The sequence below is a fragment of the Enterococcus sp. AZ062 genome, assembly GCF_051715065.1.
Classification (GTDB): Bacteria; Bacillota; Bacilli; order Lactobacillales; family Enterococcaceae; genus Enterococcus_B; species Enterococcus_B mundtii.
Map to the genome: position 1 here is coordinate 3,212,518 of NZ_JBIOTB010000001.1, position 12,664 is coordinate 3,225,181.

At 36.5% G+C, this 12,664-nt stretch carries 10 protein-coding genes; 1 reads left to right on the forward strand and 9 read right to left on the reverse strand.

Going from position 1 to position 12,664, the window contains the following annotated elements; all coding sequences use genetic code 11:
- The first annotated feature begins 38 nt into the window (after positions 1 to 38).
- Complete coding sequence (locus IGJ00_RS14860) at positions 39 to 1,526, forward strand: helix-turn-helix domain-containing protein (RefSeq protein ID WP_071867931.1); 1,488 nt, start codon at positions 39 to 41, stop codon at positions 1,524 to 1,526.
- Between the two features lie 138 nt (positions 1,527 to 1,664).
- Here the strand turns inward: IGJ00_RS14860 and IGJ00_RS14865 are convergent, their stop codons facing one another.
- From IGJ00_RS14865 to IGJ00_RS14905, 9 genes are all read right to left on the reverse strand, one after another.
- The gene (locus IGJ00_RS14865; protein WP_071867932.1) at positions 1,665 to 2,450 is read right to left on the reverse strand and encodes a class A sortase; all 786 of its coding nucleotides are present in this window, start codon (positions 2,448 to 2,450) and stop codon (positions 1,665 to 1,667) included.
- A gap of 92 nt (positions 2,451 to 2,542) precedes the next feature.
- Positions 2,543 to 4,975, reverse strand: a complete 2,433-nt coding sequence (locus tag IGJ00_RS14870; RefSeq protein ID WP_071867933.1) for a hypothetical protein — start codon at positions 4,973 to 4,975, stop codon at positions 2,543 to 2,545.
- Between the two features lie 225 nt (positions 4,976 to 5,200).
- Positions 5,201 to 5,665 (reverse strand): hypothetical protein, encoded by a 465-nt coding sequence (locus IGJ00_RS14875; RefSeq protein ID WP_071867934.1) that lies wholly within the window; start codon positions 5,663 to 5,665, stop codon positions 5,201 to 5,203.
- The gene (locus tag IGJ00_RS14880) at positions 5,631 to 6,995 is read right to left on the reverse strand and encodes a helix-turn-helix domain-containing protein (RefSeq protein WP_071867935.1); all 1,365 of its coding nucleotides are present in this window, start codon (positions 6,993 to 6,995) and stop codon (positions 5,631 to 5,633) included. Before IGJ00_RS14880 ends, IGJ00_RS14875 begins: the two co-directional genes overlap by 35 nt.
- Before the next feature lie 147 nt (positions 6,996 to 7,142).
- Positions 7,143 to 8,288: a DUF916 and DUF3324 domain-containing protein gene (locus tag IGJ00_RS14885; protein ID WP_071867941.1), complete on the reverse strand. Its 1,146-nt coding sequence runs from the start codon at positions 8,286 to 8,288 to the stop codon at positions 7,143 to 7,145.
- Between the two features lie 227 nt (positions 8,289 to 8,515).
- Positions 8,516 to 9,268, reverse strand: coding sequence for a WxL domain-containing protein (locus tag IGJ00_RS14890; protein WP_115358402.1), 753 nt, complete (start codon positions 9,266 to 9,268; stop codon positions 8,516 to 8,518).
- 30 nt (positions 9,269 to 9,298) lie between these two features.
- Positions 9,299 to 10,075: a WxL domain-containing protein gene (locus IGJ00_RS14895; RefSeq protein ID WP_071867937.1), complete on the reverse strand. Its 777-nt coding sequence runs from the start codon at positions 10,073 to 10,075 to the stop codon at positions 9,299 to 9,301.
- Positions 10,076 to 10,110: 35 nt separating this feature from the next.
- Positions 10,111 to 10,932 (reverse strand): WxL domain-containing protein, encoded by an 822-nt coding sequence (locus tag IGJ00_RS14900; RefSeq protein WP_071867938.1) that lies wholly within the window; start codon positions 10,930 to 10,932, stop codon positions 10,111 to 10,113.
- Positions 10,933 to 10,959: 27 nt separating this feature from the next.
- Positions 10,960 to 11,292, reverse strand: coding sequence for a hypothetical protein (locus IGJ00_RS14905; protein ID WP_071867939.1), 333 nt, complete (start codon positions 11,290 to 11,292; stop codon positions 10,960 to 10,962).
- Positions 11,293 to 12,664 lie beyond the last annotated feature (1,372 nt).

A 12,664-nucleotide genomic window follows, 5' to 3' on the forward strand; every position in this document is an offset into this window, starting at 1 on the left:
TATTTTCAATTAGATATAAACTCAATGGGGGTGAGAGCATGAGAGAGTATTTTTTCAACTATAAAGAAAAGGAAATCATACAATTCTTCCAATATTGTTACATAAACAAAAAAGAATACTATCCTAAAAAAAGTATCCAAGAGGCACTCAATATTTCAGAATATCGCTATAAAGCGATTGGTAATAGTGTGGAAGAAATCAAATTAAAATACCCTACTTTTCAATTTCAATATGACAAACATGGATTGTCTATTCATTTTTCAAAAGAATTTTTATTGCTCAAAGTTTATATTCTACTGTTTAAAGAAACCGTAGGATTTAAATTTCTCCTCTCTATTTATAATGAAAATTTTCAGAATTTGGATCGTTTTGCTGAATCCGTCCACCTGCATCAACAAAGCGTTCTACCTAAACTTAAACCCATTCGTATGTTATTAAAAGAATACTCACTTGAATATTTATTGTTTAAGAAGAAAATCAGTGGCGATGAATATCGTACTCGTCATTTTTTCTTTACGCTGTTCTGGCATTTACATGACGAAGAAGATCCAATTATCCCTGAATATCCTGAAAGTTTTCAGGCTCTAGCAACTATGATTCATGAATGTCTCCCCATGCATTCTCATGAAGACATACGTAAACTTTATCTATTTATGAAAATCACGCAACATCGATTGAAAAATGGCTATATGATCACTGAATTGCCAGAAGTGATTGCTAAAGTAAGAAATCCTTTAATTTCTTATGAGGTTTTTAAACAACAAATACAAGGAAAAGAAATAACTAATCTTTTTTTCAAAAAAAATCTGAATGAAGTTGAGATCAATTATCTGTACTATGTGTTTACCGTCGTACCAACTTATACTTGTTTTGAAGAAAAATTACCACCTTTTCGTGACTTTTATAACAAAGAATACAACAAAATTGAACAAACGATTTTCCACCAGTTATCTCAACATATGAAACGAAAATTAACGACACAAGAAGAAGATTTTCTTTCCGTCAATATAATCTATCGAACGACTTATTTTCTCAGTTATGGCAGTGACGAGTTTGTGCCTCCTTATTCCGACTTAGAGTACTTTGATTTTAATGATCCGACTAGAAACCATTACCATAAAATCATAGATGAGATCATCGCACAAATGCCATTGAAGGAAGAAAAATGGCAACGGATCATTACTAGTCAGTCTTTTCGTTCGTCGCTTTTCCAACTATTGTCGTGTGTTCTTGAAATACACCATGAACCGGTAAAAGTAGCAATACTATCTAAATTCGGAAAAATCCATAAGACAGAGCTAAGTAGCTACTTGATAAAACTCAATCCTCGACCGATTGAAATAGTTGCGTATGATCAATCTCCTGATATTATTTTTTGTGACTTTCCACTAAAAGAGGGACGAATACTCAATCCACAGGCAGAAATCTTTTTTATAAGTGTGAAACCGACACCGTCTCAATGGCTTGAAATAGTGAATTTCATTGATGCAGTTCGAACAAAAAAACAATTTGGTTATTTGTTATAAAATAAAAAATAAGCTGCCAAAACCTAAGTTTGGCAGCCTAATCTATCTAAAATCTCGATTATCCACCATCCTGTACAACTGAAACCTTATCAAACGAAAGGGCAATAACGCTGATAAACTTTTTTGGAGTGTCTTCAGTCACGTACGCCAAACGAAAATCAAGAAGAAAGTAGCTATAAGAATCAAACTAATGAATGGTAGCAGAAACGTAGTGATATATTGCTGACCTTCTACGTTTTTTATTGTTGCAGCCGTTTGGCTGAACTGGCTAGCATTCGGTGATTTCCCTTTGACCTTTCGCGCTTGAATAAACACGCGTCTTGAGGTTTGCTGCACTTGATCACATGTTACTAAGAAAAGGTAATCTGCTCCCTTATTCGCAAGTTGATCAATGTCTTTTTCATCAATCACCGTATTTTCTTCTACCAAGTATTGGTAATAGTGATCAAAATATTGAACATAGATCACATCTCCCTTTTTTAGCTCATCGATTCGAGCAAACAAAAGATTATACTCACCTACATGGTGTCCAATAAGTGTCAATGTCCCTCTTTCAGGTTCACGTTCAGGAAACAAGTCGACAACACCATTGATCATATTTTTTGTCGTTAGTCCAACAAAAATCGGTTGTATGATCTTTACATTTGGAATCACTATCTGACCAATTGCTGAGGTATTTTTTTCTGTTGTATGCGTAAAGATATCTTTAACATTCAAGCGCTCGATCTTCTCTGGTACGTCAATTATTTTTGGTAAATTTGTTCGAAACGCCGTCTGTGTCAATTGTGCATGTGTCGAAATCATAAAATATTTTGAAAATGGAATAGCAAAAAGTATGAGTGAGAGCATCAACAGAAAACTGATCACAAGTTTTAAAGTAACATTGCTCTTTACATATCCCGTTGGTCTATACTTGCTACTCATTGTTTCTACCTCCATTCGTTCAAAAATAAGCTAACTGCAGTTTATTGTCATTTTTTACATGTGATTTCAGCAGAGTGATTTCGAAAGATTTTTTAAGGCGCTAAAATCAAGGACCAGCTGAGAGTTCCAGTAAAACGAGTATTCGTTTTTTGATTAATTACAGGAGCTTCTAAGAAAAATCTTTGATTGACCCAACTATCTGATATATCTGTAAGACCAGTAGATGGTGCATTTTGATTAAAAATGATCAATGGACTACTACTTAAAAATTGATTGCTTGTTCCATCATAAAATCCTAGCCTACCATCAAAAGAGATCCCATTCAAAACAGTTTGGCCAGTTGCATCTACTTCATGAATTGCTTCCCTTTGAGCCACTGCCACAGACCAATTCGATTGATAACTTGAATCTCGACTGTCATTTACCGCAATCTTATCGTCTAGCTTTCCTACGAGTCGCTGTGTTTGGCTCGTTACTTCATTAAGACCAAAGTCAATCGTATGTGGCACAGTCAAGTTAATCTCCCCGCGATCAAGCAAATGGACAATAAATTCGCCTTGATCGACAAAATACGGATTTTCCATTTGTGCATCAGTTATATTATCGTAGGTCTTGCCATTAGGACCAGTTACAGTCTTGATTATTAGGTGGTCTTCCACTTGATCATTCACATCTTTAACAATGTCTGGTAGGTTTTCCCCGGTAGTTCCTTTGTACGATATAGTTTCAGGCAACGCAAAATTTTGCGACGGATCTATTTTCGCAAAAATAATTTGTACCATACTATCTGTACGTGGAGCTAACTGGACAGTAAACGTATTTTTCTCTTGTGTCATCGACGGATAGCTCTTCAATGCTTCAGCAATTGTCTGTTTCTCACTGCCGTCTGGACATGTTACCTTTGCCACTTGATACCCAAGAGGTACATTAGTCATAATTTGTGCTTCTGTCGTCGAAATCTTATCGCCGACATACCCATTTTCAAGAATACTTTTTGGAATACTTGGTGTATGTTGCGCTGTCGGATCATAAGCAAAATCAAAAGTGGTTGTTGCAGGTGATGACTTTTGTTCATACGTAATGGTCAGCACGTTCTTATCCGTTTTACTTACCAATACATCTTCTGCACGAATTGGGCTATAGCCGCTGATTGGCTTCGCATCATACGACCAGCGCGCATTGGCCGCATCCGGTGACAAGCCGTTTACTCCGATCATTGTGTCAACATTTGCTTTGATCGTCGTATTAGTGGCAATGCTTTTCCCACTTTCATCGACATAGTGGACTTCAACAGATGAAGTCGCCACCCCAAATGAGTAATCACCAACCTTAACCGAAGTCGTTAGCGGTTGAGAAGGATAATCTGGAAATGACTGACCGGCAGAAGAGACCGCTTTTCCATGTCCAATTCCTAGCGTCCAATAAGTATTTCTGCCAATACCCAATGAATATATCTGACCTTTTAACTGAGAAGGTATGGTTGTTTGAAAAACAGGCGTCGATCCGACTGCCGCAGATGCTAGATTCCCTATTCCAGTAAAACCTTTGGGAAGTTTCGCACTAGAAGTAATCGTGAGTAAACCGGAGCTTGCAGTATATTTGACACTATAGGTAGCACTTGTAAAATCTTCTGAAGGAGTAGCAATTTCTACACCATTTTCTGCAATAGTCTGGCTATAACCACTAGCTAAGGTGGTTGAACTTCCTCCTTTTTTCCAAATAAATGTCTTTCCTGGATTCTTTGGATCGAACATAGTAGCGCCGCCTTCATAATAAGTCACTCCCAATCGATCGACATTTACATAAGCCATTCTCATGGAGCTCAATTGATCTCCTGAGGCATTCAATCCAAATGCATTTGGGATTTCTGATATTAGATATCCTAATGTAGGGCCTGTTAGGGTAAGTGTTGGCAAGACCGTGCCGCCCATCGGAAATGGCACAGTCCCACCATTCTCATAATTTAACCAATCTTCTGCTCGTAAAGGAGCAAAGTATAACCCTGTTCCTTTGTTACCATAACCCGTACTTCCATCAATCCCATAGGTCATTGTAAAATCAGATGTCCAATCAATCATCGCATCTAAAAAAATGGCTGCTTGCCCGTAAGGTCCTTTTTTTTGTTTGGTGTTGATCTCCGAATTGACGGTCATTCCTGGTGGATTATCCGTACTTGTCAATACGGCTTTTCCAGTTGAATCAAATACTGGATCGACTGCTTTTAGCCCAACGGACGTCCCATTAATATCTGGCATATTCCCTGCCTCATATTCATAGTTTCCAGATCCAAATTTCTTTCTGGAAGAATAGGACATCCAATCTCTCGCAGCCAGAGAACCATCTCCTGTAATTTCCCCATAATCATCAGTTTGTGTGATTGTACTAATATCCTGATTCACTACTTCCTTCGTCTGTGCATTGACTTGCATTGAGATCAATGGTGCAGAAATAAATACAACCGTACTTAACACTAAACCAGTTAGTCGATTTCGATTTTGTCTTACTCTTTTTTTCCCTATCTTCATTTTCATCTCCGTACTTACCTTCGTATGTTTAAATTAGTATTTTCAATATCATCTAAACTTGTCTTACACCCACAAGAATCAAGTATCTCAACAATGTTGGATAAACCAGTGCTGAACTGGCTGACTTATCTTTAAATAAATGGTAACTATCAAACATCATCCCAACTTTATCTACATTTTTGTACTAGCAGCAACTGGCCATTTTGGTCACGTCATCTTTCCCCACTATCCGTCAATACCAAAGAGCATTTTTCCGGACAATGCTGCTAGCATCATCCCCGTATTCGTTTTTCCCACTCTTGCATCTTCATTCGATCCAGCAGTAGAGTGCGTTTTTTTATTTAGTACCACACGCTCTACTGGACGAAAAAAATCATCTTTCTTCACTACTGCTTTTGATTCTTTCAATTGTTTTTGCTGGTTCACATGAGGTTGTGGGACTTGTTTTGTTTCCTCATTTTTTTCTATTTGTTTTTTCTCAGGTGAAGTTACTGTTGCTTCCTCTGGAAGTTGAATATGTTCTGGATTTTTTGGTGTAACCGATTCGGAAGGATTGACTGGATTAAGTATTTCTTCCTCTGCTAGAGCTACCGTGTAATTCGTCTGAAGAAAAAGAACCAAAAAGATACCCGCATAAAGATAACCTTTACTAATTTTATTCATTGATAATTTCGGTTTGTTTTTCATCATTCTTCCCACTCTTCTTTATTTTGACATGTACAATCAAATCGCCCAATTTTTCCCAATCAGAAGATGTAGGAGGTGATAACCAAATCACCTGATGACGATGACTATGAAGCTTTAACATATCTGAAATATAAATATCCGCTTCTTCTTCTGTCGCTCCAATATACGATTCGATATTCAACTTACCGAAAGCATCCACTTGTTCTTGAATGTAGCGGCTGTAACTTTGACCAAAGGAAAAATCGATCACGATTTTTACTTTAGGCGAAAGTAGTTCGATAGGTAAACTAGATAAAAAAAGAAATATATATTCTTTTGCTAATTCATCATAATTTGCCTTAACAGTATCCGTACACCATTCAAATTCTAATAATTCTTGCACGATTCGGTAAGCAAGTGTTTCTGCTAATTGATAGTTTTCTTTGATAAATGAAAATTGTTGAATCGTTGAATTTTCAAAATTTGTCCGCTTCTGAAACAACAGTTTATTATGAATCAATGAAAGTTCCTTAGTCACCTCATGCGTGACACCCCAAGAGGTAATTGCTTGAAATTCAGTTAAGACGCTATGAATAACTTTCTGGTTCAAGATCTCTATTGTTTCTGTTTGCACCAGTTGACAATAAGGAGACAAATTTTCACTACTAATGAAGTATAATAATTCGTAAACTTCTGATTCTTGTAAGTTTTGGAAATATGGATTCAATACTTCTGTGATATTTTGTACTAATTCTTTTTTTTGACAGGTTGATACGATTTTTTCCCCATGATGACCAAAATGATTTCTGACCTTTAAAACAAACAAACGATACAGCAACTTAACCTGCTGAGAATTTGAAAGATCATCGTCAAGAAAGTGAGTGATTAAAGAAAGTTGATGAATGATTTCGACCAATTCATCTTTCATACTATCTGTAAAAGGATACGCATTTACTCCATAAAGCGTGTAGTAATAGCCATACAAAAACGATTGGATATCTCTTTCTTTTCCCACGAATTGACAACTGCTAGAAATTTCTATCTCAAAAATTTCCAATAATTCATTTGCTTTAGCCATAATCTTATAAACAGTTGCCCGCGAAGCATACAGTACGTCTTCTAGATCAAACGTATTTTCCACTTGTTCCATAAGTACTGCCTTGATTAACGGCGTCAACTTACTTTGGCTCGCATAACAGCTAATCAAACAAGAGATGTTCGCAAATGTCTTTCGTGTATATTTTACAGTCTTGGGCTTTACCCCAGTTTCGATCACGAACTGATCGGCTAAATCAAATTCTTTCACATCTGCTTGAACATCTTTTATGCAACTTTCTAACTCGTATCTATTCATCTTCAACTCCTCCATTACATTGGCTTGTAACAGAGGAACTGAAGCATGAGCATCCAGATAGAAGAGGAGTCTAAGTCTGCCTATGGATTTTTTATCTAGAAATTCCAACATCATTTTGTGTCACCTTTTCTAACTGACAGAATCAACTTACGGCAAGGAAATTTTATCTTCTTCATCTTCTTCGTCCTTTTTGCGACGTTTCCAAAGAATAAAGAACAAAAGAAACGCAAGTAATGCCAGAAGGATGCCACCAATCAAGAAGTAAATCCAAGTATTATCCTTTTCGACCGTCACATCTTTTGCATTTAATTCTTTTGCTTTTTCAGCAGTGATAGTAAAGTCTTTTTCAAAATGCCATTTGTAGACATAATGAATATCCGTTTCCTTGCCTTCTTGATCTTTTTCTGTTTGGACATACTCTCCACTAGGATCTTTTTGCCCATACACATCCATGGCTAAATGGTACGTTCCCGCCTTCATCGGTTTGGATGGATTACCACTATCCAACATCCCTTGATTACTGATTGCAATAGGATAATCAAAATTTGTATTTGGTGCCATTTGCATCATTTCTTTGACTGAAGTGAACGTCATGTTTGGATCGTCAACATTGGTGACTGTTGCATCCACTTTCATTTGGTTTAAATAGCCCATTTTTGAATTTTGAAGATTGGCATTGATCACGTTACGAGCATTAACTTGAGAAGGAGCAACATCATTTAACGTTAAAGATGGCGCAACTTTCGTGTTTGTTTGTTGCAACACAAGCGCTTCGACATAACTGTATTCATTTTTCAATGAAACACCTTTTTTATCTGTTGACGAGGTATCTGTTTCGGAGGACTTTTGTTTGAACGTCAAACCGCCCGCAATTACACCATCAAATTTTTCAGAAGGCATAGTTACCTCGATTGCAATACTCGTTTGTGACTGCGGTTGTAAAGCAATTTCATCAGGCATCTTCACATACTCTGCCAAATCATACTTCAATGTTTTATCTTTTTTGTTTTCAGTCGGACTGTATTCGACCACCCCATTGATGTTGGTGGTAGCACTTGCTACACTTGCTTCGACAGTAACTACTTTATCTGTTGAATTATCTAACAAGACTTGGATTGTTTGTTTTTGCCCTGGCGTCATCAATAAATCAAAATAAGAAACATCTTCTGCTTGGTTTTCTGGTAAGACTGGTGTCATTGAAAATTGAAACTCGTTGGCTTTGACAACTTGATTAGTTATCATCATTACCATCACCATTACGAACATCGTTAAATAAAATTTTGCCCTTTTCATTTCTGTTGCGCTCTCCTTCGTTTCTATATGTAGAAAAGTTGTGCCAAAAGCTTCCGAACTTTTCGGATAAACTTTCGACACACTCTCTTCTTTTAAAGATTTATTTTTTTCAAATATGTTGTATTCAAAAAATACTGGAGAATGACGAAAATAGGGGGGTATTTCCGGGTTCTTCCTTTTACTTCCCGAATTCGGACATATCTGGTTTCATTTGTTTTCTACTATTTTTAGTTTGCTGGTGTATCACTTAATGACCAAGTCATTGTTGCTTTGTAGCTGCTTGCTAATTTTGTTGAAGCACCTGGAATTTCCAATTTTACAGAAGAATCTTTTGTTGCATCGTTACCAAAGTCTACCAAGTTTGTACCAGCACCATTTCCATCTGTCGCACCCATGACGATGTCTGATTGAACATTTGGATCTAGTGTAGTGATTGTTTTTACTTTATCCGCAGGTGTTTTAGATGCTGAAGCAATCGTTGCATTAGTCAAGTACACTTTAGCACCATCTAAAGTTGCTCCAGGTTTACCAGCAGAAGCTGAATCTGTCGAAGCAAAATCACCCATTTTAACAGTTAAAGACCAACCAGCTAGTGTCCCACGATTATCTGTCACTTGGACATAGTTTGGACCAGTAGTTGCATTACCTGTAGCATCTTTGTACTTTTGTGCTGCTGCACTATAAACCATATCTTCTGATGTGATTTCTTGTGTTCCAAAATCAAATGATGAAGCAAAGTCGATAGATAATGGTCCAGGCGTTCCAGGAACAACCGGGATAGTTGGATCAGGATTTTCTGGTGTCACTGGCTGTGTTGGGTTCAATGGATCAATAGGGTCAGTTACGTTAGTAGATGGTGTATATTTGATTGCTCCATAGGCATCGTAAGTTGCTACTTCGTCGGCTGATGCAGTTGTTGCTATACCTGTTACGATCAATGACGCTAATACGGCTGTTGTATACAATGTTACTTTTTTCATGTGAATTTCTCCTTTTTGATGACTCATTTTTTATTTGTTTGTTGGTAGATCCGAAAGAATCCAGACCAAATTCGTTTTATAGCTCACTGGATCTTTAGGGGTTGATCCAGGAACAAACAATTGAATCGCGGAAGTGAATGTAGTCGTTTTCTCTTTTCCTTCAATTATTTCTTTTTTTTCGGATAAATCTGTTAAATCTCCCCATCGAGTGATCCATGTCCCAGCTCCTTGATTGAACTCTGCCCTGGTTATTACACTTTCTTGATTGGGAACCATTCCTAATACTTCATAGGCAGTTGGGTTTGGAGAGTTACTGTTACTTACCAGTTCTGGTTTCAGAAAGAACAACGTTGCACCAGTTAATTCTTTGTATTGGACATCTTCTTCAGTGTGAAACTGTTGAGTTTCTTTTACTTTCAGCGTCCATCCAGTCAATGTTCCGCGATTATCTGTGACTTGAACAAAGTTCGGGGTGATTAAACTCGGATCATTAAAATACTTTTGTGCCTGGGCTTCATAATACTCATCTTTATTGGATATTTGATTCATCCCAAAATCTAAACTACTGGCAAAATCAATTGACAACGCCCCTCCTGTTCCAGGATTAGGCTTAGAACCGTCAGGATTCATGGGATCAACTGGAATTTCCGGGTTGGTGGGATCTACAGGAAGTGTCGGTTTTTTCGATGATTGAAATCTTACCGCATCATACTCTCCTAAATCTTCATGATGTTCTGCATCAACCATTTGAGTGGCAGTAACACTAAGTAGCATAGAAAGTACGCTTGCCAATAAAAACTTCTTCATATAGTCCTCCTTCCTTGGAAAATATCTAAATGTCATTAGTTTGCTGGTGTATCGGATAGTGTCCAATTAAGGTTCGTTGTGTAAGTTCCCGCTTTTTTTACTGTGGCACCTGGTACAGATAGTGTGATTGGTGATTTTGTTGCTATAGCATCTGCACTTGTTGCGGTTGTATCATAATCTGTTGGTGTACCCAATCCGTAAGTCCATGTACCCATCCCTTGGTTTTTAGCTGCTGCAACGATTACTGTTTCTGCGGTAGAAACTGCGTACGAACCTGTTTTTACTTCTTTAGGATAGATAGACGAATCTATGCCTTTTTCTGTATTCACATGACCACCACTGAAAGATAATTGTGCTCCTGTTAAATAGTCACCTACTTCAGCACTGCTTTCATCTGTCACACTTGGGTCCACTGTGTCTAAATGGAATTGTGCATCTGTCGCTACTGATAATGTCCAACCAGCGAAATTCCCACGGGTATCCGTTACCTGTACATAGTTTTCAGTCGTATTTCCATTGTCAAATGCTTGAGGATGCGCATAGTAAGTTTCATCTTTAGAAGTAATCGATTGTTCACCAAACGCTAACGAGGAAGCAAAGTCAATCGCTAGTGGCCCGCCCGTGCCAGGTCCTGGAGGATTTGTTGGATCAGTTGGATCAATCGGTACGACCGGAATACTTGGATCTGGGTCTTCTGGATCGACTGGGGGGGTAACAGTTGTCCCTTGTTTAAATTCAACCGAAGACTTTGAATCGTACTGCCCAACAGCTGCTGCATTGACAAGTGTTGCTCCGTATGTAGAGATCATTCCAACACCGGCAAGCATTACTAAAGAATATTTTTGTATTTTTTTCATTTTTTATTTGTTCCTTCCTTTTTTCGCTTAGGCGATTTTTTTATTTAGGCTCAATTTTCGGTATAAAATCAAGCTAGCCAACATAGTAATAACAGTTAGAACGTACATTAGAACATTGGAGCTATCACCGGCAGCTGGTATTTTCATTTGTTCGTCTGGAGCTATCAAAAGAACATTTTTCTCATCCTCTGTTAAATGTCCGGAGCTAGGGGGAGTCATATATTCATATTTACCATAAAATCCGGTCTCTCCATAACTTCCATAAGATTGAGTATCTGCCCTACCGACAGTTGCATTACTGCTTAATAACAGCAAAAGCAAAACCAAACAAGTCATCCATTTTTGCTTTGACTTAAACATCTTTCCCTGCTTCCTCCTCCTTAGTACTCGTTCATCATACCTTTCTGCGGTTTCTTCATCATCTTAATTTTCTGTTAGTTCCTGAAAAAAAATTAAACAAAAAGTCACCTCTGTAAAAGCCTTGGAAAAATATACACTATTTTATCGAGTCACTCTTATAAAAAATTTTAAAAAAAATATAAAATAACTATTAAATTTGTATAAACAAGTTGTCTAATATTTATTTCTTCTGTATTAAATAATTTACAAATCCTTTTATTAATAGAATAATTGGTATTGTCCATTTCATATTTATTAAAATAAAACTTGTAATTAATTAAAATAAATAATAAATAGTATAAAAAAAAAGAACAAAATAATTAAATTTTGATAACTATGAAGATAACTATCTGAAAAATTTCATTCTTTGATCATAGAATGTAGATGCTTACATTCGATCATCCACTCACGTCTTATGTATCCTAATAAATAGATATAAAAAAAGAGGCTACTTCTGTTCCCACCGTTTTTTTGGTTTCAGGAGGTGCGAAAGGACGATTGTCCCAGTCTCTTTATGTGCTGAAGTAATCGCTCTAACACTATTTTTTTATGATCCCATTATTTTCTCTATACTTGTAATCCACCACTTCAATAGATATTCAGATAAATACTGCTCAATGACAAAAAAAATAAATTATCCCTTTATTTTAGGTGGAAGATCTCCAATTTCAATAGTCTTGAACCTTTGTTTTTACTATAATTTTTCACTTAATTAAATTTATTAAAGATATTGTTTGTTATATCAACAATAAATATATTGTTGTTACATTATAATCTAATTCGTTTTCCATAAACTGCAATTGCAAGCGCTTGCTAAAAAAAGTGAGGATAAGTTAGTGAATTAATGAAAAAAGTTTTTAACCAAAAAAGTTTTTTTAAATTTCTATTTTTCTTTTCAGTGTGTTATCTATTATTATGGTTACTCAGAGTATTGTCTATAGTGATCAAATGGCTCCTTCTAATGAAATAAATATTGATACAACAATAATAAATAGAAGAGATTTACCTTCAAATATACTTTAGAACAGGCTACAATAAACTTAAATAAAGAAAAAAATGCTAAACTGGATAACAATAGCTTATCTAAAGGCATCACCGTTGTTTCAGGATATATAATTAGAATGAGTGAAACCACCTGTCAATTATACATTGCTTGGTCGGTACAGACCCAATTAATATATGGCGTGCCAGCAATATTAGAGTAACGAATTTGAGCTTGCTAAATCCATATACTTACTTAAATGTAAATAATTTTTATCAAGGAACAACTGCTGCAGCTACTGGAACCTGTTATGTTAGTACGATGAGTATTCCTACAAGCGAGTCCCGTGCA

What these genes read in the sequence shown, in the direction of transcription:
- IGJ00_RS14865 (WP_071867932.1), bottom strand. Translation starts at nt 2,450, where the DNA reads ATGAGTAGCAAGTATAGACCAACGGGATATGTAAAGAGCAATGTTACT.
- IGJ00_RS14905 (WP_071867939.1), bottom strand. Translation starts at nt 11,292, where the DNA reads ATGTTTAAGTCAAAGCAAAAATGGATGACTTGTTTGGTTTTGCTTTTG.
- IGJ00_RS14885 (WP_071867941.1), bottom strand. Translation starts at nt 8,288, where the DNA reads ATGAAAAGGGCAAAATTTTATTTAACGATGTTCGTAATGGTGATGGTA.
- IGJ00_RS14890 (WP_115358402.1), bottom strand. Translation starts at nt 9,268, where the DNA reads ATGAAAAAAGTAACATTGTATACAACAGCCGTATTAGCGTCATTGATC.
- IGJ00_RS14895 (WP_071867937.1), bottom strand. Translation starts at nt 10,075, where the DNA reads ATGAAGAAGTTTTTATTGGCAAGCGTACTTTCTATGCTACTTAGTGTT.
- IGJ00_RS14900 (WP_071867938.1), bottom strand. Translation starts at nt 10,932, where the DNA reads ATGAAAAAAATACAAAAATATTCTTTAGTAATGCTTGCCGGTGTTGGA.
- IGJ00_RS14875 (WP_071867934.1), bottom strand. Translation starts at nt 5,665, where the DNA reads ATGATGAAAAACAAACCGAAATTATCAATGAATAAAATTAGTAAAGGT.
- IGJ00_RS14870 (WP_071867933.1), bottom strand. Translation starts at nt 4,975, where the DNA reads ATGAAGATAGGGAAAAAAAGAGTAAGACAAAATCGAAATCGACTAACT.
- IGJ00_RS14860 (WP_071867931.1), top strand. Translation starts at nt 39, where the DNA reads ATGAGAGAGTATTTTTTCAACTATAAAGAAAAGGAAATCATACAATTC.
- IGJ00_RS14880 (WP_071867935.1), bottom strand. Translation starts at nt 6,995, where the DNA reads ATGAATAGATACGAGTTAGAAAGTTGCATAAAAGATGTTCAAGCAGAT.